This is a genomic window from Brevibacterium permense, from assembly GCF_013280495.1.
Lineage (GTDB): Bacteria > Actinomycetota > Actinomycetes > Actinomycetales > Brevibacteriaceae > Brevibacterium > Brevibacterium permense.
Genome location: NZ_JABSSX010000001.1, coordinates 291,462 through 314,719 on the forward strand (window position 1 = coordinate 291,462; position 23,258 = coordinate 314,719).

Below are 23,258 nucleotides of genomic sequence, written 5' to 3' on the forward strand. Positions count from 1 at the left end.
CTCGCGCGTGCGGAGGGCTTGGTCGCCCCTTCTTGACCGGATAACTCCGTTCCGCTGCAGGCCCACATCGACATCCCCCGGCCCTTCCGTCTCGTCCTCGAGTGACGTCGCCTCGGCCCGCAAGGGAGATTCGCCCCTCGGGCATTTCATTAGCTAAGCTAACGAACATGACGCCGCGAAGCCGCACCGCAACCGATGAGCTCTACACGCGCACCGCCGAGGACGCAGCCAGGGCAGTGATCGCGAGCTATTCGACCTCTTTCGGTCTTGCGGTCAGACTGCTCGGAGCCAGAAACCGGCACCATATCCGCAACATCTACGCCCTGGTCCGCATCGCCGATGAGATCGTCGACGGTCTGGCCTCCGAGGCGGGGCTGACCGAGGCCGAGCAGCGGGAGATGCTGGACCGGTTCGCCTCCGCCACCCACGCGGCGCTGCGCAACGGCATCAGTGACAACCTCGTCATCCATGCCTTCGCCCGGACCGCTCGCGCAGCCGGCATCGACGCCGAGCTCATCGACCCGTTCTTCGCCTCTATGCGGGCAGACCTGGAATCCGCGGACACAGGTTCCGGTCGTAGGACCGAGGCGGCGACCGCGTCGCCGGTCCGCGGCTTCGACGCGAAGGAACATGCCGAGTACGTCTTCGGGTCCGCCGAGGTCGTCGGACTCATGTGCCTCAAGGTCTTCCTCATCGATCTCGACCGCACCCCCGCCGAGGTCGCCCGGCTCGAGTACGGCGCACGGCAGCTGGGAGCGGCGTTCCAGAATGTCAACTTCCTGCGCGACCTGGCCGATGATGATCAGCGCCTCGGCCGCAGCTACCTCACCTCCGGACACCGACTCACCGAGGCTGAGAAAGCCGAATGGGTGAACACGATCCGGCAGCAGCTCGACGCCGCCCAGGATGCCATCACCGGACTGCCGAAGGACGCGCGCACCGCGGTCCGCTGCGCCTGCGCGCTCTTCACCGCGCTCACCGAGAGGATCGCCTCTACTCCCGTCGCCGAGCTCTACCGACAGCGGGTGCGGGTCCCGAGCGCCGTTAAGGCTCGACTGACAGCCCACGCGGTCATGACTTCAGCCCGCGAAGGTCGGAAGTGAACCGGCGGAGCGGCTCCGGTGCCGACAGCAGCCCGCGCACCGGCATCATCGGCGGGGGAGCCGCCGGACTGGCCACAGCGATCCTCCTCGCCCGCGAAGGGCACTCGGTCGACCTGTTCGAGAAGAACACCGAACTCGGCGGACGCATCGGCGTGTTCGAGCGTGAGGGCTTCCGTTTCGACACCGGGCCCTCTTGGTATCTCATGCCCGAGGTCTTCGAACACTTCTTCGCTCTCGCCGGCTCCAGCGCCGAGGCCGAACTCGACCTCCGCACGCTCGATCCCGGCTACACCGTATTCAGCCCACCGGGGCCGGTCGATGAGAGCACGGGAGCCCCGGGGCGCACGCGAGAACTGACGATCCCGCAGGGCAGGTCCCGGGTGCGGGCGACCTTCGAAAGCGTCGAGCGAGGCACGGGAGATGCCCTCGACGACTATCTCGTCTCGGCCGAGCACACGAAGGAGCTCGCGCTCGCCCACTTCCTCTACAACCCCTTCACCTCGCCGCGGTCACTGCTCCATCGGGACATCCTCGGCGGGCTCCCGAAACTGGTCCGGCAGATGGGGACGTCGCTGGCCGGCTTCGCGGAAGCCTCGTTCAACAATCCGGTGCTGCGCCAGATCCTCCAGTACCCCGCGATCTTCCTCGGCACCGACCCGAGACGGGCACCGGCGATCTACCACCTCATGAGCACGCTCGACCTCGCCCAAGGTGTCAGTTACCCTATGGGCGGGTTCCATACGATCATCGACGGCCTGGTCCGATTGGCCGAACGCTCCGGGGTGCGCCTGCACACGGGAGCCGATGTCACGCACATCGACACCGAGGCAGCAGGGCGAGGTCGAGCCGAGCGCGGGCCAGTCGGGCGCGGCCGAACCAGACGTCGAGTCACCGGCCTGAACTGGACCGACAAGGACGGACGCGCACACACGCATTCTGCCGATGTCGTCGTCTCCGCCGCCGACCTCCACCACACGGAGACGAGACTGCTCTCTCCCGAGGACCAGAGCTTCCCCGAACGCTCCTGGACGTCGGTGACGAGCGGTCCCGGCGCGGTGCTCGTCTTCCTCGGCATCGAAGGCGAACTCGATGCGCTGCCCCACCATTCGCTGTTCTTCACCGAGGACTGGGCGGCGAACTTCGACGCGATCTTCGGGTCCAGGCAGAAGATCCCCTCGCCGGCATCGATCTATGTCTGTCGTCCCAGCGCCACCGATCCCACTGTCGCTCCGCCCGGGCACGAGAACCTCTTCCTCCTCATCCCCGTCCCCGCCGATGCGGGACTCGGGGCCGGGGGAGACGACGGCGGAGGCGACCCGCGGATCGAGACGGCCGCCGACCGTGCGATCGACCAGATCGCCCGGTGGGCCGACATCCCCGACCTGCGCCGGCGGATCAGAGTGCGCAGAACCCAGGGCCCGACGGACTTCGCCGAAGGATTCAACTCCTGGCTGGGCGGAATGCTCGGACCTGCGCACACACTGCGACAGAGCGCGATGTTCCGATGGCAGAACTCTTCGAAGACAGTCGACGGGCTGTTCTATGCCGGCGCCACGACGACGCCCGGCGTCGGTGTGCCGATGTGTCTCATCAGCGCCGAGCTCGTCCTCAAACGCCTCCGCGGAGACTCCAGCCCGGGACCGCTGCCGACCTGAGCCGGTGAGGGGGCTTCGAGACCGGCAGTCAGCTCTCGGCCGGTGCTCCACGCCTGTGCCTCGTTGCCCTGCGTCCGCGCAGTGCGCCGAGGAGGCCCCGCCGGAGCAGACCGCGCCGAGGCGGCGACCAGATCTCGGTTCCCTCCACCCGCCAACCGGCGAGCAGTTCGTTCGCGGCCATGAACCCCGTCGTTGCCGCGCGTTCCATGAGCGCCACGGGCGCTTCGCAGGCGACGGCGTCGCCGGCGAGCACCAGTCCGGGAAACGCAGTGGTGACCCCGGGACGGTCGTTGTACGGCCGCGTGTCGGCGAGCGCGCAGTCGTCGGCGATGAGCAGCTCCTGGGCGGTGATGGCGATGTCGGCTGTCTCTGGGTAGACAGCGTGGAGGTCGGCCAGCAGTTGGCGTGTCACGGCTTCCCGGTCGACGTCTTCGGACTCGAGCATCGCTCGCGCGCCGCCGCCCCGATGCGCGGTGCCGAGCGCATAGGCGTGGAGTTCAACGACGGAGCCGCCGTGCGTGTGCCGCCACCTCTCCGCCCCGGCCTCAAAGCGTTCGAGGACCGAGATGTTGTCGAGCAGCGCATAGCCGGTCGTGCCGAGGAAGGCCGGGCGGCTCGGATCCACCTCGTCTTCCAGCCACAGTCTCAGCACCGCGAACGGCGGGGCGTTCCGCTGCGAGGTGACGCTGCCCAGCCACCGCTCGCGAGCTCCCGTGCCCGCGGCCGGTGAGCCGGCTGCGTGTCCGAGAGCGTCGGCGTCGATCGAGTCCTCGAGTCCGGCCAGCAGCGTCCGAGTGCTCCGCGGATCGGCGGCGAGCACGAGCGCATCGCTCTCGAGCGTCCCGCTCGTCGTCTCGACGCACCACCCGGTGCGGCCCGCTCTGTCCGGAGGGCGGAGCGCGGTGACCGCGGTATCGGTCTCGATCCGCACCCCCGCCTCGGCGAGGTATTCGCTCAGGGGCGACCACAGTGCGGTGTCGTAGTCGTCGTCGGGGACGTCGAAGAGCAGCCCTTCGGCGGAGCCAGTGAAGTATGTGTGGAACATCGCGACGAGCTCCCCGGCGGAGAAGTCCGCGGGGTGGGCGAAGAACGAGCGGGCGAAGACCTCGAGCGCGAGATGCCGCGCCCCGACCGGGAACCGCAGCCGGTCGAGGAACTGCTCGGCCGACTCTCCGTCGTAGCGTCGATAGGAGTCCGGGAAGTCGACGTCGATGAGTTCGAACGCCGTCGTCAGGTCGACGTCGGCCAGACCGCGCAGCGGGAAGGACGGGCTGGTGAGCACGAATCCCGCGAGACTGAGCGGGGGAGTCCGCGGAATCCGGGCGAAGGAGTCGCGCAGACCGTCCCGACCCACGAGCGGATAGTCCGTGACCGGGACCAGCCGGTCGAGGCCGGGATCAGTGCGTGCGAGCAGGCTGCGGAGGTTGTAGTACTGGCGGAAGAAGGCATGGAATCCGCGGCTCATAGTCCGGCCCCCGTCGAGGCTCCAGGCCCGGACCCGTCCGCCGAGGCTGGACTCAGCTTCGACCAGGTGCACAGAGGCCCCGTGCTCGGCGAGGACCGTGGCCGCGGCCAGTCCGGCGATGCCGCCGCCGACGACGGTCACCCGCTTGGGCCGCAGCAGTCGCGGACGGCCCGGGTGGGAGGGGGTGAGGATCGCGTGCCGGTCGCGGGGGCGCGGCTGGGAGGCTGGAAGGCTCATCTGCTCTCCTCCGTGGCGGACATTGAAACAGTCTGTCGGTTGAGGCGCCACTGCCAGAGCATGAGGACGGCGGTGATCATGGCGAAGCCGAAGCCGAAGTCCTCGATCGGGATGTCCCACGGGAACCGGATGCCGCTCAGACCCTGCGGATTGTAGATGACGATGGGGTCCGAAAGCTTCGTCAGCCAGCCGTCGACGAAGCACTGGAAGACCAGGCAGATGCTCAGCGCCGCCCAGTACTTCGCCCGGCGGAAGATGCCTGAGTGGAAGACGAACAGCTCGAGGCCGACGACGAGGATCATTCCGACGACGGTCATGATCGTGTATTCGGGGATACTCATCGTTCGTCACCTCCTCCGGACTCGGAGCGCCTGTCAGTGTGCTCCTGTGGCCGGGGCTGGCCTGCGGTCCGGGGCGAACTGTCTGGGCGGAGCGGACTTTCGGGCCTGACGTGCTTGCGTACAGCTGTGAGCACGGTGCCGACCGCCTCATAGCTGAGCAGGGCGCACAGAGGTATGACGATGAAGAACACGAGCTCCTCGAGCGGCAGATTGCCGAGGTGGATGCCGGTGACGAACCGCGGGTTGTACACCCAATGGTCGCGGGCGATGGCCACGACGTCCCAGAGACAGAAGACGACGATGACGGGCACGAGCGCCCACAGCACGGTTCTCCACCGGCGGTACACCCGAGCCCGGAAGAACAGCTCCAGGGGCAGGGTGATGAGGACGCAGGCACCCATGAGGAGCAGATACTCGAAGGCGCTCACGACAGTCTCCTCTCCGGGCAGGAGCCCTCGTCGAAGGCCAGCTGGAGTCCGCGCAGCCGGTAGCCAGAGATGACGCTGTCCCAGCCGATCTCCGGCTCGGCAACCAGTCGCGGGCCGCGGCCGAGCAGGCGGTGGACGAGCGCATCGGTCTCGAACAGCGCCAGCGACTGTCCCGGGCACTTGTGCGCCCCGTCGCTGAAGCTCATGCCGACGGCCGGGACGGCTCCGGCGGTGTGTCGCATGGGGCACAGAGACTGAGGGTCGGGCCCCATCGCCTCTTCATCGGTGTTCGTCGCGCGGACGCAGACGTCGATGAGGTCCCCGGCAGGGATCGTCACGGTGCTATCCGGTGCCGTCACCTCAATGTCGGCCTCCGCGCGTCGGAACAGGTGGCCGACGACCGGCTCGAGGCGGATGATCTCCTCGAGGATCTCCAGCCGCCGCGACTGGTCGGCCGCGAGGTACTCCGCCCCGAGTTCGTCATCTGAGAGCAGATGCCAGCACGCCATGGTGATGAACTCGCGGGTCGTGACCATCCCGGCTGTGCCGTAGGTGACGCACTCGACGAGCATGTCCGACGTGCTGTGTCCGGCCCTGATGAGATGGGACAAGACGTCATCGCGCTGCCTGCGGCGTCGGGCGCGAAGCGCCGGACGAACGTCGGCGAGATAGAACCGGGCGATCGGGACAAGACCGTTGACCGCAGCCTGCAGCCATTGCCGCCGGGACCGCCCCCAACCGGGGGCGGCGAGGTCGACCGGCGGCTGCGTGAAGAATCCTTCGAGCCGCCGCGACATGCCCGTGATGGAGGATTCGGTCAGTCCCACGACTTCGGAAGTCACGGCCACGGAGAAGTGCAGAGCCACCTCGTCGAGACGGCACCGGCCGGCCGCGGCAATCCGGTCGACCGTGTCCTGCGCGAGAGCATCGATGCGCTCGCCGTACCTGTCGGCGATCACAGCGGGGGCGAAGAAGCGGGCGAGCTCTCGGCGCTGCGAGTCATGGGGCTCGCCGTCGGAGATGAGGATCGGGTGGCGGCGGAACACGCCGCGAGGGATCCGCTCTGCGGTGAATCCGGCCTGCGTCGTGAGGTGTCGGGCCCGCAGCACCTGGCGGGCGGCGTCGAAGGAGCGGATGCGCCAGAGGTCGGGACCGTGATCGAGAAGCACCTGCTCGACCGGGGGACCGGCCGGCTCATCGCTGAGCACCGCCCGTCGACTCGGCCGGCACCGATCGGCCCCGCTCATGCGCACCTCAGATTGCAGGCGGAGGTGAGGTCCGCGAGTCTGCCCGCAAGCGCCTGCGGAAGCTCCGCCTCGGCGATGAGCCCGGCGATGGTCTCGCAGTGATCGGCGATCATCGATTCGACGTATGCCCTCGCCCCGGACTCCTCGATGACCTGCCGCAGCCGGAGGCCACCCTCGGCGTCGAGGCCCCGGTCGCCGAAAAGATGGGCGACCTGGGGCCAGGCCGGATGGGCTCGGGCCGTGTTGATGAGCAGGGTCTCCTTGCCTTCTCGGAGGTCGCCGAGTACGGATTTGCCCGTCTCCTGCTCATCGCCGAAGACTCCGAGGACATCGTCTCTGAGCTGGTAGACGATGCCGATGCGGCGGCCGATGGCGCGCAGCCGCTCGACCAGGTTGGCGTCGCTTCCGGCGAGGACAGCGGCGATGGCCAGCGGGGCTTCGAACGAGTAGGAGGCGGTCTTGCGTCCGATCATCGTGAGCACGTCTTCGGAGTCGGCCTCGTCGAGGTGGAGGCTCAGCCACACGTCGGACTGTTCTCCGGCGACGCTCTCGGCGATCGTCTCATCGTAGATGTCGAGCACGGCGAGTCGGCGCGGGGCGTCGAGGTCGAGACGCGCGAGGAGGGACTGGGCCTCGTTGAGCATGAGGTCACCGGCGAGCAGGGACGAGGAGATTCCCCAGGTCTGCGCTGCGGCGCTCGTGGCTCCGAGGAGCATGGCCTCGGAGGAGAACTGACCGGTGATGTTCATCTCCCCTCGACGCACTGTGTCGTTGTCGATGACGTCATCGTGGATGATCAGGCCGATGTGCAGCAGCTGCATCGCGCCGGCGGCGTCGATCGCCGCCGACGTCGCCGTCCCTCCGAGATCCTCATGGGCATCAATGAGCAGGCGGGGCCTGATCATCTTTCCGCCCAGCGCCATCCTCGACAGCGCTTGCCAGAGCTGCTCGTACTGCGGAGTTCGGACTTGAGAGCGTCGCCGAGCAGCGGCGAGGACTTCGACGAGGCGGGATTCGACGGTCAGGACGCTCTCCAATTTCTTTAGCCAGGCGAGAGTTCAATCTAACACGTCAGCGGTATGCTGTCAGCGTGCCGTCCGCAGACTCGAAGGCAGCTGGCCTGACCTACTTCTCGAATGAATCGGAGTTCTCCGATCGCTCGGCCCTGTCCGAATCCGAGAACGCGGAGTGCACCGCGCTGATGGAGGCCCTGCGGCAGTGGCACGAGGCCGAGCGCGATCTCGCCGAGGCGTCGCGGCGGTATATGCAGCTCAACGACAGTGATATGCGCACCATCCGCCTGCTCGTCCGCGCACAGCGGCAGGGGCTCATCGTCACTCCCAAGGACATCGCTGCTGCTGTGGGGATCTCCAGCGCCTCGACGACGAAGCTCGTCGATCGTCTCGTCACCGGTGGGCACCTGATCCGGGTTCCCCACCCCCACGACAGGCGCACCACCAGCATCGAGGTGACAGAGGAGACCGCGCAGGCAGCGCACGAGTCGGTGGGTCGCCAGCATGCCCGTCGCTTCGACGTGATCGCGGCCCTGAACAGCCGGGAACGCGAGACCGTGCTGCGGTTCCTCTCTGCCATGACCGAAGCCGACCGCCCGCAGGGCGTGCTTGCTGATGACGGGAGCGGACGGTCGACGCAGGACCGTGATTAGGACCGGGCTGTTCCCGTTCCTCTCACCGTCCGTGAGTCTTCGCTGCGGTCGGATCAGCCGAAGATGCCGACGATATAGGCAACGAAGAGGAAGGCCATGAACGCCGGCAGGCAGCTGATTCCTGGAGCGGTTGCCTACGGGGTGGGCTGGCCGCCGTTGACGTTGAGGGTCTCACCGACCACGTAGCTCGACTCCGACGAGGTCAGGAAGACGTACGCGGGTGCGAGCTCGGTCGGCTGCCCTGCCCGTCCCAGCGGAGTGTTCTTGCCGAAGTGCGGAAGGGCTTCCTTCGGCTGCCCGTCGGAGACCTGCAGCGGGGTCCAGATCGGTCCCGGTGCCACGGAGTTCACCCGGATCCCCTTCGGGGCTAACTGAGTTGCCAGCCCCTTCGTGAAGTTGTTGATTGCCGCTTTCGTCGACGCATAGTCGATGAGGTGGGCGGACGGCGAATACGCCTGCACGGAGGTGCTGTTGACGATCGTCGATCCGGGCTCGAGATGCTCGAGCGCGGCCTGAGAGACCCGGAACATCGCGTGGATGTTCGTCCGGAACGTGTTCTCCCACTGCTCGTCCGTGAGGTCGGCGATGTCTTCGACGGCGATCTGTCGGCCGGCATTGTTGACCAGAGCGTCGAGTCCGCCCAGTTCTTCTGCCGCCCGGCGGACCACTTCGCGGCAGTACTCGGGATCGGACAGGTCTCCCGGGAGAGGCACGGCCTTGCGACCGGCCTGGCGGATGACTTCGCAGACGTGCTGGGCATCCTCCTCCTCGGCGGGCAGATAGGACAGAGCGACGTCGGCTCCCTCACGGGCAAAGGCGATCGCGACGGCGGATCCGATGCCGGAGTCCGAGCCGGTGATCAGCGCCCTGCGGCCGCGAAGCCTGCCTGTGCCGGTGTAGCTGTCCTCACCGCGATCCGTGCCGGGGATGAGTTCCGCGTCGAGGCCCGGTTCGGGTTGATCCTGCTTCGGCGGTGAGATGTCGGGAAAGCGAGTGGTGGGGTCCTGGAAGATCAGCTGGTCGCTCATCGTCTTCCTCCTTGATCGTTGGCGGTCGTTTCCGCGGGTGTCGAAGACAGACATGGGAATCTCCTTACCGGCGGGTGAGTCATCGGCACCGCTGCCGGAAGATCTCTTCATGCCGCTTCGGTTTCGCCGCATCGGGGCGGTGTCAGGAATTCTGCTTCGTCTTCCGCTTGCTCTCCTTCTCGAGCGCGTCGATGAGTTCGTTCTTCGTCATCGACGAGCGCCCCGAGATGCCGAGCTTCTTCGCCTGTTCGTAAAGGTGGTCCTTCGAGGCGTTCGCGTCGACTCCGCCGGCGGTAGTGCGGTCGGTGTTCTTTCCGCCGGAGCTCTGCGCGTCCGACGGGCCGGAGGAGGCCTTCGCCTCCCATTTGTCCCCGACCTTCTCATAGCTGTGCTTGAGCGCGTCGTAGGCGACCTGGTGAGCGCGCTTCTCGTCACCGTATTGGTCGATGGCCGAGTCGTAAGCTTTGGCGAAGGTCCGCTGCGCCTTCTTGCTCGACTTCTCCAGCGTCGAGGGCAGCTCGCTCACCTTCGGCTTTCCTGTCTTCGTCGTCTTCGGCATAGTGGAACAGCTCCTTCGCGATCGGTTTGTCGTTTCGGTCAGACTGGTGGTGTGTCTCCGTCGGCGGGTCTCTAGACGGATGCATGGGGTCTCCTCCTGCAGACTCCTCGTGCGAGTCTCCTCATCCGGTGCGTTTCTTCGCGGCTGACGACTTCTTCGGTTCCGATTTCTTCGACGAGGTCTTCTTTGTGCTCAACTTCTTGCCTGAGGTTCCCTTCTTCGATGATCGAGAACTGTCCACGGACTTCCGCAGGGCCTCCATAAGGTCGATGACATCGCCTCCGGAGTCCTCCTCGGCGGCGTCCTCGGCGAAGGTCTTCTCGACATCGAAGCTCTCGCCCGATTCGATCTTCGCGTCAATGAGTTTGCGCAGTTCGACCTGGTAGTCGTCGCTGAACTCCTCGGGGGTGAAGTCCTCGGAATACGATTCCACGAGCTTCTTTGACATCTCGAGTTCTTTGTCCGAGATCTTCGCCTTCGAGTTCACGCCCTTGAAGTCGACGTCACGGAGCTCATCGGCCCAGCGCAGGGTCTGGATCATGAGGACTTTTCCGCACACTCGCAGCACGGCCAGACGCGTCCTGGTGCGCAGGGTGAGTTTGACGATCGCGGTCCGCTCCGTGTCCTCAAGCGTCTGACGCAGCAAAAGGTAGGCTTTCGGCGTCTTCGACCTCGGCTCGAGGAAATAGGACTTCTCCAGCATGATGGGGTCGATTTCGTCACTGGGCACGAACTGGAGGACGTCGATGTCGTCGTTGTCCTCTGCGGGAAGGGCCTCGAAGTCTTCGTCGGTGAGGACGACCCGATGCTCGCCGTCGTCATAGGCCTTCTCGATGTCGTCGTATTCGACGGTCTTCCCGCACTTTTCGCACCGATGCTGATTGCGGATCCGCCCGCCGTCCTTCGCGTGGACCTGGTGCATTCTCACGTCGTGGTTCTCCGTGGCCGAGTACAGCTTCACGGGCACATTCACGAGGCCGAAGGCGATGGATCCGGTCCAGATAGCTCTCATTACTCCATTGAAACGCAGGTTTCGAGCACTGGCTAGACCCGTTGGCGATCTGCAGCGGGTCGGTGGCGACTTCCGGCCGCCGGAGACACTCAGTTGCTTCGCGCTGGACTTCACCCATAGTGATCACCTCCGGACCTACTGGTGAGGCACCGCCGTCCGGCTGCCGATTCCGTCCGTGCAGCGCAGGGGTGCTAGATTGGCGGTTCGAACGCGAACGGTTGCCGGAAAGCAGCCTTCGCAATCATCGAGTAAAGGAGTACCCATGGCATTCATTCTCTGGATCCTCGCAGCGATCCTCGTCATCTCAGGAATCTTCGCCATCTTCAGGAAGCAGATTCTGTGGGGTGTTGTGCTCATCGTGGTCGGTTGCCTCGTCGGACCCGGGGGAGTGAGCATCTTCACCTGAGACAGGCGGTCGGGCCCGGAAGGGATAGAGTGAGCGGATGTCTGCTCTGAAAATCCCGTCCCTCCGCCATCTTGGCCGTCTGCGGCGAATCGTGCTCTGGACGGCCGCCGGCCTGGCCGCTGCAGTGCCGACGACCGTCGCCGCCTCGATGGCCATCGACCTCATCCAACAGCGAGGACGGAAATCGCGCACTGCGCCGCGGCCGGGCACGTTCAGCTCGACGGTCGAGCAGTCAGAGCTCGACATCTACACCGACGGCGCCACCCTCTACGACGCCATGGTCGATGCGATCGACACCGCACGTGAGTCGATCCTCATGGAGACGTTCATCTGGAAGAACGACGAGGTGGGGCAGAGATTCATCGACGCTTTCAATGCAGCGTCCGCCCGCGGCGTAGAGATCCACCTGATCTACGACGGCTTCGCCAACCTTTCGGTCCCGGCCTCTTTCTATCGTAGGCTCTCGGCGGACATCCACGTGCTCCGGATGCCGACTCTGAGGCGTAAGTTCTGGAGGGGACCTCTGCGTCATTCGGGATTCAACCATTCGAAGATCCTCGTCATCGATGACGATGTGGCCTTCGTCGGTGGATTCAACATCGGATCGCTCTACGCTCGCCATTGGCGCGACACCCATCTGCGCTCGATCGGGCCCGGAGCGTGGGCGCTGCGACAGTCCGTCGCGGAAGTGTGGAACGCGTTCCACGAGTCGGACGAGCAGATCTCCTGGGTCCCGCCTGCGGCCTGGGAGTCGCAGCTGCGCGTCTCTGCGAACCTTCCTGTCCACCTCGTCTACCCGATCCGCAACACGTACCTCAACGCTTTTGCTCGCGCGCGGGAGCGGATCTGGCTGACGACTCCCTATTTCATTCCCGACCAGCAGCTGCTCCGCTCTCTGATCGAGGCGGCGGAGCGTGGCGTGGACGTGCGTGTCATGGTCCCCCAGCAGTCGAACCACATCCTCGGCGATTGGCTCTCCCGGGGATTCTTCGAGCAGATGATCAATTCGAAGGTCACGGTTCTGCTCTATAACGCGAGCATGATCCATTCGAAGGTCGCCACGGTCGACGGCGAATGGTCGACGGTGGGCACGGCGAACATCGATCGACTGTCACTGTCATACAACTACGAGACGAATGTCGAAGTCATCGACCGTTCGTTCGCGGCCGAGATGGAGAAGGTGTTCGAAAGCGACTCGACGCACTGCGTCGAACTCGGAGCGGGTTGGCTCAACCGCCATCGACTGGCGAAGCTTGCCGAACGTGCCCTCGTGCCGATGCGCCCCTGGCTGTGAATCGGGCCTATCTCACTCTTGGCACCTCTTTTCATGCGCGGCTGCCCGAAGAGTCCGTTTGCGTCAAGGGCCTGTCGGTGACGTCCCTGACGGTATAGTCTCGGCCCATGCTCGATATCCTTCCCGTCGCCGTGTCACGGCTCTTCGACTCGGAGGAGCCGCAGGACGTCGCCGTTGCGACGATCATCGAAACCGAAGGGTCAGTGCCGCGCCCGGCAGGCACCTCGATGCTCGTCGATGCCGCGGGCGGAATCGTCGGCTCCCTCACCGGCGGATGCGTCGAAGGAGCCGTGCTCGAGGCGTGTCAGGACGCACTCGCCACCGGCGACGCCTCGGTGCAGGGCTTCGGCTACAGCGACGAGGATGCCTTTGCCGTCGGGCTCATGTGCGGTGGTCGCATCGACGTGCTCATCCAGCCGTTCCGCGCTGGCTGCTCCGGTCTGCGAGCGGAGAGCGAGCCGGTCGCCGTGGTGCTGCGGCTGCCGTCCGACGACGACGCCCTTGCCCCAGCGGCAGCCGTCTGCGCCGCCGCTGTGGGCGAGGTCTCCGGACCGAGCACCGACGCTCTGGCTGTCAGCCTCGATACTCTGGTGCCCGAAGCTGTGGTCGAGACCGCCGCACAGCGCGTCGGGGCCTTTATCCGCGGCGGCCGCACCGGCAGCATCCGCCTTGCGCCCCCGGCGGGCGGCAGCGAGCCGATCGAGCTCTTCGTCGAGACCCGCATCGAGCCGGCCCATCTGCTGGTCGTCGGAGCCAACGCCTTCAGTCTCGCCCTCGTCGAAGCGGCCAGACCCTTGGGACTGCGCATCACCGTGTGCGACCCCCGTCCGTCCTTCGCCGATCAGATATCGTTTCCCGGCGCCGAGGTGGTCCGGGCCTGGCCGCACCGATTCCTCAATGAAGCGGCCGCCTCCGGCGAGTTCGACACCCGGAGCATGATCTGCGTCCTCAGCCACGACCCGAAGGTCGACATCCCCACCCTGGCCGTCGCACTCGACCTCGACGTGGCCTACGTCGGGGCGATGGGCTCGCGGCGCAGTGACCGCGACCGCCGCGCCGCGCTGCGCGAAGCGGGAGTGGAGAGCCCGGCACTGGCACGGTTGCATTCCCCGATCGGCCTCCATCTGGAGACATTCACCCCCGCCGAGGTGGCTGTGTCGATCCTCGCAGAGATCCTCGCTGTACGCGGTGGCCGCCGACAGGTCGTTCCGCTCAGCGACGAACGGGAAGATTCGCCTCTTCACTGAGTGCAAACGAGTCGCCGATCGCTGGCAGCATCTTCGCAATCGGCTTCGATAGGTGAGTCATAGCATTCGGTAGTGCCTGCCCCTGGCGTGCGCTGCGACCTCACCTTCAGGACTGCAACTCATGAAGAGGCTGAGCCACGCTGATCTGATGGCGGCATTTCGGGCTACAGGGCGAAGTTGCTGTGCCTCTTCCATCGGCCTTGCCGGCGTTCGAATGCGAACCGTTCCGCCCGCAACCGCCTCACCCGCTCCACAACGTCCGGCGCGTAGGCGTATGCGGCGTCCGTGTCCACGATCCCCTCGAGCACGATGGCGTACCTCTCCGCTGGAAGTTCGATTCGCTGGCACAACTCGTGTCGGCCCGCCGCAGTAGGCGCAGTCTTCTCGAGGTCGAGGATCAACCGATCATGCTCGGACAGTTCGTACACAGTGCCGGGGACCATGGGGACCATTGTGACACAGCAGAATTCGACGCCGCGTAGGTGTCAGCGGCTACGCTGGCGATAGAGCTTCAGACAGCGAAGCTGATACGTAGGACTACCCCATAGTGATCATGCTCAGTAGACTTCGGAACCGGAACGATCTTCTACACAACTCGCTGGTCGAGTAGCGGAGGACATTATGCTCAACACCTCATCCCAGGCTCTTCAAGTGCTGGTCGTCGCCGACCCAGGTCTGCCCAGCAGGCGAGCGGCTTCCATCCACTCCTCGTTAGAGCGCTATCTGCGTGAGGCGTATGGGGTGACAACGACGCTGCACACTCACACCGACACGGTCTATCTGACACCCGAGCGCGAGCTGGCTCTAGACGCAGTCGAAGACCTCCGCGCTGATTACCCCGACGTCGACATCATCCTCATCCTCACAGAGATCCCACGGCACACCCAGGGCGACCCTCTGATCGCCGAAGTCTACTCGGACCGCAACCTTGCGGTCATCTCATGCCCCACACTCGGCGCGTGGGCCACCAAGCGCCGCATCATCAAAGTCATGATGAGCTCAGTGAACAAGTTGGTCCCGTGGGACCCCGAAGACACGACGCGCAAATTTCTGCTCGGATGGTCTAACTGGTCGAACAACGAAGACTCCAGCCATCAGTCCTTGCATGCCCACACCATCACCGGAGGCCCACGGCTGATCATGGGGATGACGATTGCCAACGAACCCTGGCGCACGGCTCCGAAACTCTCAGGAGCCCTCGCGGCAGCCTCGGCAACCGGAGCTTTCGGCATCTTCTACAGTTCGATCTGGCAGATGTCGACCTACCTGTCCACCCTCCGGCTGCTCTCAATCGGCGCGCTTGCCATCCTGATGATGGTCGCCTGGCTGATCTTCAGTCACAGACTTTGGGATCGACCGGTCAACGAAAGTCTGGCCACGGTGGTCATGTACTACAACCTCTCCACCGTCCTCACACTGCTGATCACTGTGACCGCTCTCTACGCGACACTGGTCGTCCTCATTCTCCTGGGCGGCCTCGTCGTCATCGATCCGGCATTTATGACCCAACAGATTCAACAAGACGCGTCGTTCACCAACTACCTCGATATCGCATGGCTCAGCGCAGCCATGGGTGTGGTCGCCGGCGGCCTCGGTGCCAGCTTCGACACTGATGCCGACGTGCAGAAACTGACTCATGGTCAGCGGATGCGACAGCGAGTCTATACAGACAACAGCACGGATGCCGACGACACGGTGGAGAGCAGTTGACTGAGATCTGCCGAGCATGCCGTTAGTCTGCACATTGGGGCGATGTGGAAGAGCCGTCTGGAATGGGGTATCTGCACCCACCTGAGATATAAGCGTGTTCAGAGCCATCACCTCCGACTGCCTCCTGCGTGTTCACCACACACCGAGTTCCGATAAGATGTTCTGCCTGAAAGACGTGAAATGGAAACCCTGTTCGACTCAACCTCGTCTCGGATCATCGCCACACCGTTCGAACCGTGGTGGGAAACTCCAGACTTCAGGGATGATCTCGCCGAGGTCGTCACGAGCACTGCGTCGACTGTCGACAAGATCACCGCCCTTGCCCGTCTTCTGCAGCTCACAGGGTGTTCACCTCAGATCGATCAATGGGAAAGGCTGCTTCAACTGGCTGCTATCGACATCGGCGTCGCTCGTATGCTTGAACCCCACGTCGACGCTCTGGGCATCCTCGCCGAGGCCGGACACGAAACACCTGACCCCGATTCGGCCTGGGGCGTGTACGCGGCTGACGTGCCCACACATCGTGTGAACGTGATCGAGGCCGGTGCGGAAAACCTTCTCACCGGCACGAAAGCGTGGTGCTCTTTGGCCGCGGAACTCACCGACGCGATCGTCATCGCCAGCGGCAGCGACGGGAACCGAGCCTACGCGGTGAATCTTCGGCACCCTCGTGTACGACCGCAGACAAGTGCTTGGCCGAGTCTGGGTCTCAGAGAAATCCCGAGCGGCTCAGTTGTCTTCGACCGAGCACCGGCGACGAGTGTCGGCCCCCCGAATTGGTACCTTGACCGCCCCTCTTTCGCTTGGGGTGGGATTCGCGTGGCAGCCTGCTGGTTCGGTGGAGCTTTGGGACTGGCCCGGCGTGCAGCCCAAACCCACCTGAACAGGGCTGGACGCTCGCCGATGGGAGAGATGCAGCTCGGGCAGCTTGATGCTGAGATCTTCGCGGTCCGCACCATGTTGGCACAAACTGCTGCTGCAGCGGATGGGGATGAGATGTTCTCGCGAGAACACGCGTGGAGACTGGCTCTGAGAGTTCGCAACAACATATACCGCAGTGCCCAACGGATCCAGCTTCTGAGCAGGGAGCTGGCCGGTCCCGCGGTTCTGACGAGTGATGCGGCATTTGCCAAAGCTGACGCTGATCTCACCGTCTACCTCAGTCAGCATCACGGGCCTCGGGACGAAGCTGCTTTGGGCGAGAATATCTGTGCAGAGTCAGATGTCGATGAGGTTTAGCCACCAAGACCGCAGCACCAGAGAAGATGCCTGGGTGCAGGCGGGTGCCCTTGACCTTCCGGCGGTTCCGGAGAGCACAATCGCCACAGGCGGAACCATCATCGTCCTTGCCGCACACCCAGACGATGAAGCGCTGGGAGCGGCTGCGCTGCTCGCACGTGCTGATGAGTGGAGCTGCCAGCTGACAGTCCTACTGTTCAGCGCAGGCGAGAAATCGCACCCTGAGTCGCCGACGTATACCGGCGATCAGCTCAAAAGCATCCGTCTGGAGGAGTTCGATCGTGCGCTGAGCACCTTCGACAAGGCGCACTCCAGTCGTTTTCTCGATCTGCCCGACGGGCAGCTGCCCGAATATTCAAGCCAGATCCGAGACGTGATCCGACAGGAGATCGCACGAGCAGACGGGCCGGTGACACTCGTTGCCCCTTACAGCCGGGATGGGCACTGTGATCACGAGGCGGTGGGCGCCGCGGCGCTGGACATCGGGCGATCACATCATGCCGTAGTGCTCGAATATCCGATCTGGTTCTGGCACTGGGCTGCTCCCATAGACCCTCGGTGGCAGTCCTGGGCAGTCTTACCTGACCCTCAAGGTCTTGATCGAAATGCTCTGCTCGCGTGTTACCCGTCGCAGACACAAGCGCTGTCGGATCAGCACGGGGACGAAGCGATCCTCACCAGCGCCCATTTGGAACACTTCATCCGGAGCCACGATACCTTCGTGATCACGGATTTCAGATCCGGTGAGGCATCGGCCGGCTATGGTCAGGAGGGAATAGGCAGAGCGATCAATGATGCGTCCACTGCGTCGGCGGTGTTCGATGATGTGCACAGAGAACGGAGTGACCCGTGGACGGTGTGGGAGTCCGAATACGAAATCGCCAAACGCGAGACCCTTGTGTCCCACCTCCCGTCGACCTCGTTCTCCCACATTCTCGAGATCGGTTGTTCAGTCGGCGCTTTGACTCGAGCGCTTGCCGCTCACAGCGTCAGAGTGACAGCTGTCGATGCCAGCTGCGAGGCGCTGAAAACAGCGAAACGTCTGCAGCCGACCACTGCAACGGAAATAGCCTTCTTGCACGCCACTGTCCCATACGAATGGCCCGAAGGGCATTTCGACTGCGTCGTCCTCTCAGAGACCGGCTTCTATCTGACACGTGCACAGCTGCAACGAACGTTGGAACGCATTGATGTATCAACCCCATCGCGCTTCGTCCTCGTTCTCTGTCATTGGAAGGGTGACATCGAAGGTTGGCCTCTGACCGCCGATGAAGTCCATGACGCGTGCCTGGACTACTGGCCCCGACTGCGGACCGATTTTCACTCCGAGGCCGAGTATCGTCTCGATATCGTGACGGTGGACAAAACTGACGATTTCCTCCCTGCGGAAGCCGTTGAGTGATCACGCACTTGGGCATCGTCATCCCGGCTCACAATGAACAAGACGAGATCCTCGGCTGTCTCGACTCGGTGGCCCAAGCGTGTGCTCAGCTCCCTGACGGGTTCGCGCAATTCTCCACTCGAATCCTCGTCGTGGCCGACGCCTGTACCGACGAAACGGTGAGCCGCGTCGCAGACTTCGCCGAACAGCACCCACAAGTCACGATACTTGAGACGTCGTTCAAGAACGTGGGCAGTGCCCGGAATTTCGCCTGGAACCATTTCAAGCAGACGGCTGAAGCTGAGCGCGATGTCAACTTCGACCTGACATGGATTGCGTTCACCGACGCGGACAGCAGAGTTCCCACCCACTGGCTGACGACGCATCTTGCCTTGGCGGAAGCCGGAAGCGACTGCCTAGTCGGCACAGTGTCGCCTCGACCTGATACCGGGTCGGCAGCGCTGATCGCGAAATGGCACTCTCACCACACGTTACTTGAGGACCACCCCTACGTGTTCGGCGCGAACCTGGGCATTCGAGGCTCGTATCTCAACATCATCGGCGGCATGCCTCCGCTGCCACTCGGCGAAGATGCCGCAACCGTTGCTGCAGTGCTCGCCGCAGGGGGAAACGTGAGACGCACCGATACCTGCCGGGTTCTCACCTCGGCCCGTCTGGAAGGACGCGCGCAGGGAGGCTTCAGCAGCTTTATGCAGAGCCTTCGATGAGACCCGACTCTGCTCACAGCACTTCAGGCCGCCTCCGGCCGAGTTGTTTCCGACAACCCAGAGCTAATCGCGAGAACTGACGACTGTCAGCCTGTGCAGGTCCTTGGGCACATCGACATCGGCCCCGTCGTCGAGGTCGGAGCAGTCGACGAGGTCGACGACAGCTCTGTGCGTCTCGAGCAGGTCGCGGGCACCGACGTCGCCGTGCGCGGCGGCAGCCGCCTGGCTCGTCCAGCTCTCGTCGAAGAGCACAGGGTGACCGCGGTGCAGCGACCCATTCGCATCACAGTGGCCCGCAGCGGTGATCGCACGGGGACGATGGGCGGCGATGAGACGAGCGACTTCCGCCGCACAGATTCCGGGACGGTCCACAGGTGTGACCATGACGTCGGGTCCGGGGCCGATCGCCTGCAGGCCGCGGCGCAGCGAGGAACCCATACCCGAAGACCAGTCAGGGTTGAACGCGACGGACACGCCGTCACACCCGGCCAGCAGGCTCGCGACCTGCTCGCTGCAGGCTCCGGTGACGACTGTGACGTCCCGGCAGCCACCGTCGAGCAGGGCGAGGACCATCGACTCCACTAGAGTGAGCCCATCCTCCCGCAGCAGCAGTGCCTTCGGCCCTCGGCCGAGGCGTCGCCCCGCTCCGGCGGCGAGGACGAGCCCTCTCGGGGGACCGGGGACGGGTCGTTTGGGAGGAGTCGACCCGGTCTCGCCGCTCACGTCGGCAGGAACGCGTCGCCGAAGATCGGCAGATCGCGGACTCGGACTCCGGTGGCGTTGAAGGCGGCGTTCGCGATCGCGGCTGCGGCACCGACGATGCCGATCTCACCGACGCCGCGCGCGCCAAGGGGACCGGCCTGCGGGTCCTTCTCGTCGAGCCAATCTGCCTCGATGTCGGTGATGTCTGCGTTGACGGGCACGTGATACTCCGCGAGGTCGTGGTTGACTACGTGACCGAAGCGCGGGTCGAGCTCGCCCTTCTCGTGCAGAGCCATCCCGACGCCCATGGTCATGCCGCCGATGAGCTGTGAGCGTGCGGTGGTCGGGTTGACGATCCGACCGGCGGAGAACATGCCGAACATGCGCCTCAGTCGGATCTCACCGGTGGTCGGCTGGATGCGGACCTCGGCGAAATGGGCTCCGAAAGAGTGTAGGGCGAACTTCTCCGCCGCGGGATTGGCCTCGGCCTCACCATGGGCCTCGGCGCCGATGGCAGGATCGGCTCCGTGCTCGGAACGGAGCTCCTGGGCTGCGGTGACGATCGCCGTGCTCCAACTCGCCAGTCCCGTGGACCCGCCGGCCACAGTCGCGTTCGGCAGCGCGGTGTCGCCGATTCGCAGATCTACTTGCCCGATGGGAACGCCGAGAGCGTCCGCGGCAGTCTGAGACAGGACGGTCCACGTCCCGGTGCCCAGATCGGCGGCACCGATCGAGACCTCGAAGCCTTCGGGAGTGCGGCGGATCCGCGCGACGGAGCCCGGCTGCCGACTGGCCGGGTAGGTCGCAGAGGCCACCCCCATGCCGACGAACCAGCCGTTCTCCTGCCGGGCGCGCGGCTGCGGATTCCGCTTCTCCCAACCGAAACGGTCTGCTCCTTCTCGCAGACAGTCGATGAGGCGGCGCTGGTTGAATGGCAGCCCGGTGTCCGGGTCCGTGGTCGGGTCATTGCGCACCCGCAGCTCGATGGGGTCGATTCCGGCGGCCACTGCGAGTTCGTCCATGGCGATTTCGAGTCCGACCATGCCCGAAGCCTCGCCGGGAGCACGCATCCAGGAGGGCACCGGCACGTCGAGCGGAACCACTCGCTGGGTGAGGCGGCGGTTGTCGCCTGCGTACATCATGCGGCCCGGCTTCGTCGACTCCTCGGGGAACTCCTTGGTCTGCGAGGACATGGAGATCGCATCATAAGCGAAGGCCGTGAGCGTGCCGTCGGTTCGCGCGCCCAGACGGATGTGCTGCAGGGTCGGAGCTCGATAGCCGGTGATCGAGAACATCTGCTGCCGGGTCACGGCATATTTCACGGGTCGACCCGGCACCGCCTGTGCCGCGAGGGCAGTGAGCATCATATCCGCGTGGGGGAGGCCCTTGGAGCCGAAGCCGCCGCCGACGTGCGGGGAGATGATGCGGATCTTCTCCTGCTCCACCCCGAGGATCGGCGCCAATGTCGCGCGTGCGGGGTGCACGCCCTGCGTCGAGGTCCACAGGGTCAGTTCGTCTCCGTCCCGAAGGGCGACGGTGGTATGCGGTTCCATGGGATTGTTGTGCTCCATGGGGGTGCTGTAGCGCTCATCAATGGATACGGCCGCCTCAGCGAGGGCTGTGTCGACATTGCCTGTGCGCACATCATCCCCGCTGCCGGACTCCGGTTCCCGGGAAGCAGGGTGATCCTCGCGCAGCTCGACGTCGTGATCGTCCTGCGCATAGGTGATCTCGATGAGGCTCGCCGCGTGGCGGGCCTGCTCGGGGGTGGTGGCGATGACGGCACCGAGGTACTGGCCTCGGAATCCGATCTCAGCAGAGCGCAGGATCGCGAGCTCACCGTCATCCGTGTCCGCCAGCTCGGGGGCGTTGTCGTGGGTGAGCACATGCACCACCCCCTCCGCAGCTTCGGCTGCGGAAGGGTCGATGTGCGCTGCCTGCCCACGGGCGATCTTCGCCTGCAACGGGTAGAGGAAGAGCGGATCGTCGAAGGGGTGCTCGTAGGCGTAGGGGGCGAGGCCGCGGACCTTGGCCGGGCCGTCGAGGCGGGCCTGATGGGTACCGACGGCTGTGGTCGTGAGCAGGTCACTCATGGGTGTCCTCCGTGGTCGATTCCGGCAGAGCTTCCGGGACTCCGGTGAGCTCGGCGAGCACGCTGCTGATCGCTCCGCGTGTCATCGGCACCTTGAAGCGGTTGCCGTCGAGGGGTTCCGCCGCCTCGAGCTCGGCGTCGGCTGCTGCCAGGAACGTCTCGGCAGTCGGTTCCGCCCCCCGCAGCACCGCCTCGGCGGCGCGGGCACGCCAGGGTTTGTGGGCGACGCCCCCGAGGGCGATCGCGGCTTCACGGATGACCGGCGCGTGCCCTGCGGTGTCGACGTCGACCCGGGCCGCGACGGAGACGAGAGCAAAGGCGTAGGAGGCGCGGTCGCGGATCTTCCGGTACGTCGAGGCGCCGGGCCGCGGGGGAGGGAGCTCGAGTGCCGTGATGAGTTCGCCATGCTCGAGGACTGTGTCCTGCTCAGGGCGATCCCCGGGCAGCCGGTGAAGCTCGGTGACCGAGATCCGGCGCTCACCGGTCGCACCGAGGACGACGACCGTGGCATCGAGTGCGGTCAGAGCGACGGCCATATCGGAGGGATGCGTGGCCACGCAGTCCGCTGAGGCACCGAGGATCGCGTGGTAGCGGGTGTAGCCGCCGATGGCCGAGCAGCCCGCACCGGGCTCGCGTTTGTTGCAGGGGGTCGAGGTGTCCTGGAAGTACACGCACCGGGTGCGCTGCAGCAGATTCCCGCCCATCGTGGCCGCGTTGCGCAGCTGACCGGAGGCACCGGAGAGCAGGGCACGTGCGAGCAACGGGTAGTCGCGTCGGATGCGCGGGTCGGCGGCGGCGTCGCTGTTGCGCACCATCGCACCGATCCGCAGGCCCCCGTCGTCGAGTGCCTCGACCTCCGTGAGCTCGAGACGATTGATGTCGACGACGAGATCCGGTTCTGCGACGCCCAGTTTGAGGTGATCGACGAGGTTCGTACCTCCGGCCAGGAACACCGCATCGGGACGATCGGTGACAGTCGAGACGGCTCCGGCGGCATCGGCGGCGCGTTCGTAGTCGAAGGGATTCATCGTGACTCCTCTGCGGCTCGGCTCACGGCCGTGACGATGTTGACATAGGCTCCGCAGCGGCAGAGGTTGCCGCTCATTCGCTCACGGATCTCCTCCTCGGACAGCTCCACGGGCCCTTCGAGGTCATCGGTGACCACGCTCGGAGCGCCGTCGGCGGCCTCGGCCAGCATGCCTGCGGCCGAACAGACTTGGCCCGGGGTGCAGTACCCGCACTGGAACGCGTCGTGGGCGAGGAACGCCCGTTGCAGAGTGGAGAATTCACCCTCGGGGGCCAGACCGTCGGCGGTCGTGACCTCGGCGCCGTCGTGGGTGAGCGCGAGCGCCAGGCAGGAGTTGAGTCGACGACCGTCGACGAGGACGGTGCAGGCCCCGCATTGGCCGTGGTCGCAGCCCTTCTTCGCGGACATCACCCCCAACCGGTCCCGCAGCGCATCGAGAAGAGTGGTTCTGGAATCCACGACCAGAGTGTGCTCCTGGCCGTCGACGGTGAGGTGCAACGAATGTCCCATGTGAGAGCCTCCAGACAGCATGGTCGACGTCTGTCAAACCTAACCCCGTTCGGAAGCCGCGACAAGGGGGTTCACCGGCGCCGAGGGCGTTCGGGGCCCCGCACCCCCTGTTGCGCATGATCGGCGCGAAGTACGGTGAAAGGACTATTCCGCACGTACGGTGCACGCGAGGAGGTGCTCA

The 23,258-nt window shown here is 65.1% G+C and carries 23 protein-coding genes; 10 read left to right on the top strand and 13 right to left on the bottom strand.

Features of this window, described 5'->3' with window-relative positions; all coding sequences use genetic code 11:
- Positions 1-167 precede the first annotated feature (167 nt).
- Both HK353_RS01420 and crtI read left to right on the top strand, forming a co-directional pair.
- Positions 168-1,103 carry a phytoene/squalene synthase family protein gene (locus HK353_RS01420; RefSeq protein WP_173151547.1) on the top strand — a complete coding sequence of 312 codons (936 nt, stop codon included), beginning with the start codon at positions 168-170 and terminating at the stop codon, positions 1,101-1,103.
- Positions 1,100-2,758: a phytoene desaturase family protein gene (crtI, locus tag HK353_RS01425; RefSeq protein WP_173151549.1), complete on the top strand. Its 1,659-nt coding sequence runs from the start codon at positions 1,100-1,102 to the stop codon at positions 2,756-2,758. The genes HK353_RS01420 and crtI overlap by 4 nt, the downstream gene beginning before the upstream one ends.
- 28 nt (positions 2,759-2,786) lie before the next feature.
- On the opposite strand, the gene HK353_RS01430 is transcribed toward crtI, so the two are convergent.
- Genes HK353_RS01430 through HK353_RS01450 form a run of 5 tightly spaced genes read right to left on the bottom strand, consistent with a single transcriptional unit; the run spans position 2,787 to position 7,513 of the window.
- On the bottom strand, positions 2,787-4,460 hold the full coding sequence (locus tag HK353_RS01430) for an FAD-dependent oxidoreductase (RefSeq protein ID WP_173151551.1): 1,674 nt from the start codon (positions 4,458-4,460) through the stop codon (positions 2,787-2,789).
- Entirely contained in the window at positions 4,457-4,801 is a 345-nt protein-coding gene (locus tag HK353_RS01435) for a lycopene cyclase domain-containing protein (RefSeq protein WP_173151553.1), read from the bottom strand. The genes HK353_RS01430 and HK353_RS01435 overlap by 4 nt, the downstream gene beginning before the upstream one ends.
- Positions 4,798-5,229 carry a lycopene cyclase domain-containing protein gene (locus HK353_RS01440; RefSeq protein ID WP_173151555.1) on the bottom strand — a complete coding sequence of 144 codons (432 nt, stop codon included), beginning with the start codon at positions 5,227-5,229 and terminating at the stop codon, positions 4,798-4,800. Before HK353_RS01440 ends, HK353_RS01435 begins: the two co-directional genes overlap by 4 nt.
- A complete protein-coding gene (locus HK353_RS01445; protein ID WP_173151557.1) occupies positions 5,226-6,476 on the bottom strand; it encodes a cytochrome P450 in 1,251 nt (416 codons plus the stop codon). Before HK353_RS01445 ends, HK353_RS01440 begins: the two co-directional genes overlap by 4 nt.
- On the bottom strand, positions 6,473-7,513 hold the full coding sequence (locus tag HK353_RS01450; protein ID WP_173151559.1) for a polyprenyl synthetase family protein: 1,041 nt from the start codon (positions 7,511-7,513) through the stop codon (positions 6,473-6,475). The genes HK353_RS01445 and HK353_RS01450 overlap by 4 nt, the downstream gene beginning before the upstream one ends.
- A 53-nt stretch (positions 7,514-7,566) precedes the next feature.
- Here HK353_RS01450 and HK353_RS01455 point away from each other — a divergent pair, with 53 nt between their 5' ends.
- Positions 7,567-8,142 carry a MarR family transcriptional regulator gene (locus HK353_RS01455; protein ID WP_173151561.1) on the top strand — a complete coding sequence of 192 codons (576 nt, stop codon included), beginning with the start codon at positions 7,567-7,569 and terminating at the stop codon, positions 8,140-8,142.
- A gap of 134 nt (positions 8,143-8,276) precedes the next feature.
- On the opposite strand, the gene HK353_RS01460 is transcribed toward HK353_RS01455, so the two are convergent.
- From HK353_RS01460 to ku, 3 genes are all read right to left on the bottom strand, one after another.
- Positions 8,277-9,170, bottom strand: coding sequence for an SDR family oxidoreductase (locus HK353_RS01460; RefSeq protein ID WP_173152081.1), 894 nt, complete (start codon positions 9,168-9,170; stop codon positions 8,277-8,279).
- A 142-nt stretch (positions 9,171-9,312) separates the two neighbouring features.
- On the bottom strand, positions 9,313-9,729 hold the full coding sequence (locus HK353_RS01465) for a ChaB family protein (RefSeq protein ID WP_173151563.1): 417 nt from the start codon (positions 9,727-9,729) through the stop codon (positions 9,313-9,315).
- A gap of 121 nt (positions 9,730-9,850) precedes the next feature.
- Positions 9,851-10,741, bottom strand: a complete 891-nt coding sequence (gene ku / locus HK353_RS01470) for a non-homologous end joining protein Ku (protein WP_173151565.1) — start codon at positions 10,739-10,741, stop codon at positions 9,851-9,853.
- A 262-nt stretch (positions 10,742-11,003) separates the two neighbouring features.
- Here ku and HK353_RS01475 point away from each other — a divergent pair, with 262 nt between their 5' ends.
- The 3 genes from HK353_RS01475 (at position 11,004) to HK353_RS01485 (ending at position 13,688) form a co-directional block, all read left to right on the top strand.
- Positions 11,004-11,147, top strand: a complete 144-nt coding sequence (locus tag HK353_RS01475) for a GPGG-motif small membrane protein (RefSeq protein WP_173151567.1) — start codon at positions 11,004-11,006, stop codon at positions 11,145-11,147.
- Between the two features lie 37 nt (positions 11,148-11,184).
- Complete coding sequence (locus tag HK353_RS01480) at positions 11,185-12,441, top strand: phospholipase D-like domain-containing protein (protein WP_173151569.1); 1,257 nt, start codon at positions 11,185-11,187, stop codon at positions 12,439-12,441.
- A gap of 107 nt (positions 12,442-12,548) precedes the next feature.
- Complete coding sequence (locus tag HK353_RS01485; protein ID WP_173151571.1) at positions 12,549-13,688, top strand: XdhC family protein; 1,140 nt, start codon at positions 12,549-12,551, stop codon at positions 13,686-13,688.
- A gap of 164 nt (positions 13,689-13,852) precedes the next feature.
- On the opposite strand, the gene HK353_RS01490 is transcribed toward HK353_RS01485, so the two are convergent.
- Complete coding sequence (locus HK353_RS01490) at positions 13,853-14,131, bottom strand: DUF3263 domain-containing protein (RefSeq protein WP_173151573.1); 279 nt, start codon at positions 14,129-14,131, stop codon at positions 13,853-13,855.
- A 178-nt stretch (positions 14,132-14,309) separates the two neighbouring features.
- On the opposite strand from HK353_RS01490, the gene HK353_RS01495 reads away from it, so the two are divergent.
- From HK353_RS01495 to HK353_RS01510, 4 genes are all read left to right on the top strand, one after another.
- Positions 14,310-15,398 carry a hypothetical protein gene (locus HK353_RS01495; protein WP_245395702.1) on the top strand — a complete coding sequence of 363 codons (1,089 nt, stop codon included), beginning with the start codon at positions 14,310-14,312 and terminating at the stop codon, positions 15,396-15,398.
- Between the two features lie 180 nt (positions 15,399-15,578).
- Positions 15,579-16,637 (top strand): hypothetical protein, encoded by a 1,059-nt coding sequence (locus tag HK353_RS01500; RefSeq protein WP_173151575.1) that lies wholly within the window; start codon positions 15,579-15,581, stop codon positions 16,635-16,637.
- Positions 16,609-18,039, top strand: coding sequence for a PIG-L family deacetylase (locus HK353_RS01505; protein WP_342589774.1), 1,431 nt, complete (start codon positions 16,609-16,611; stop codon positions 18,037-18,039). Before HK353_RS01500 ends, HK353_RS01505 begins: the two co-directional genes overlap by 29 nt.
- Positions 18,036-18,746, top strand: coding sequence for a glycosyltransferase (locus tag HK353_RS01510; protein WP_173151577.1), 711 nt, complete (start codon positions 18,036-18,038; stop codon positions 18,744-18,746). Before HK353_RS01505 ends, HK353_RS01510 begins: the two co-directional genes overlap by 4 nt.
- 63 nt (positions 18,747-18,809) lie before the next feature.
- On the opposite strand, the gene HK353_RS01515 is transcribed toward HK353_RS01510, so the two are convergent.
- Genes HK353_RS01515 through HK353_RS01530 form a run of 4 tightly spaced genes read right to left on the bottom strand, consistent with a single transcriptional unit; the run spans position 18,810 to position 23,077 of the window.
- On the bottom strand, positions 18,810-19,469 hold the full coding sequence (locus tag HK353_RS01515; protein ID WP_173151579.1) for an NTP transferase domain-containing protein: 660 nt from the start codon (positions 19,467-19,469) through the stop codon (positions 18,810-18,812).
- Positions 19,466-21,541 (bottom strand): xanthine dehydrogenase family protein molybdopterin-binding subunit, encoded by a 2,076-nt coding sequence (locus tag HK353_RS01520; RefSeq protein ID WP_173151581.1) that lies wholly within the window; start codon positions 21,539-21,541, stop codon positions 19,466-19,468. The genes HK353_RS01515 and HK353_RS01520 overlap by 4 nt, the downstream gene beginning before the upstream one ends.
- Positions 21,534-22,568 carry an FAD binding domain-containing protein gene (locus HK353_RS01525; RefSeq protein WP_173151583.1) on the bottom strand — a complete coding sequence of 345 codons (1,035 nt, stop codon included), beginning with the start codon at positions 22,566-22,568 and terminating at the stop codon, positions 21,534-21,536. The genes HK353_RS01520 and HK353_RS01525 overlap by 8 nt, the downstream gene beginning before the upstream one ends.
- Positions 22,565-23,077, bottom strand: coding sequence for a (2Fe-2S)-binding protein (locus HK353_RS01530; RefSeq protein WP_173151585.1), 513 nt, complete (start codon positions 23,075-23,077; stop codon positions 22,565-22,567). Before HK353_RS01530 ends, HK353_RS01525 begins: the two co-directional genes overlap by 4 nt.
- Between the last annotated feature and the right edge of the window lie 181 nt (positions 23,078-23,258).

Coding starts and splice junctions, on each gene's coding strand:
- HK353_RS01420 (WP_173151547.1), top strand. CDS start 168: ATGACGCCGCGAAGCCGCACCGCAACCGATGAGCTCTACACGCGCACC.
- HK353_RS01430 (WP_173151551.1), bottom strand. CDS start 4,460: ATGAGCCTTCCAGCCTCCCAGCCGCGCCCCCGCGACCGGCACGCGATC.
- HK353_RS01435 (WP_173151553.1), bottom strand. CDS start 4,801: ATGAGTATCCCCGAATACACGATCATGACCGTCGTCGGAATGATCCTC.
- HK353_RS01445 (WP_173151557.1), bottom strand. CDS start 6,476: ATGAGCGGGGCCGATCGGTGCCGGCCGAGTCGACGGGCGGTGCTCAGC.
- HK353_RS01460 (WP_173152081.1), bottom strand. CDS start 9,170: ATGAGCGACCAGCTGATCTTCCAGGACCCCACCACTCGCTTTCCCGAC.
- HK353_RS01465 (WP_173151563.1), bottom strand. CDS start 9,729: ATGCCGAAGACGACGAAGACAGGAAAGCCGAAGGTGAGCGAGCTGCCC.
- ku (WP_173151565.1), bottom strand. CDS start 10,741: ATGAGAGCTATCTGGACCGGATCCATCGCCTTCGGCCTCGTGAATGTG.
- HK353_RS01475 (WP_173151567.1), top strand. CDS start 11,004: ATGGCATTCATTCTCTGGATCCTCGCAGCGATCCTCGTCATCTCAGGA.
- HK353_RS01480 (WP_173151569.1), top strand. CDS start 11,185: ATGTCTGCTCTGAAAATCCCGTCCCTCCGCCATCTTGGCCGTCTGCGG.
- HK353_RS01485 (WP_173151571.1), top strand. CDS start 12,549: ATGCTCGATATCCTTCCCGTCGCCGTGTCACGGCTCTTCGACTCGGAG.
- HK353_RS01490 (WP_173151573.1), bottom strand. CDS start 14,131: ATGGTCCCCGGCACTGTGTACGAACTGTCCGAGCATGATCGGTTGATC.
- HK353_RS01495 (WP_245395702.1), top strand. CDS start 14,310: ATGCTCAACACCTCATCCCAGGCTCTTCAAGTGCTGGTCGTCGCCGAC.
- HK353_RS01500 (WP_173151575.1), top strand. CDS start 15,579: ATGGAAACCCTGTTCGACTCAACCTCGTCTCGGATCATCGCCACACCG.
- HK353_RS01520 (WP_173151581.1), bottom strand. CDS start 21,541: ATGAGTGACCTGCTCACGACCACAGCCGTCGGTACCCATCAGGCCCGC.
- HK353_RS01525 (WP_173151583.1), bottom strand. CDS start 22,568: ATGAATCCCTTCGACTACGAACGCGCCGCCGATGCCGCCGGAGCCGTC.
- HK353_RS01530 (WP_173151585.1), bottom strand. CDS start 23,077: ATGGGACATTCGTTGCACCTCACCGTCGACGGCCAGGAGCACACTCTG.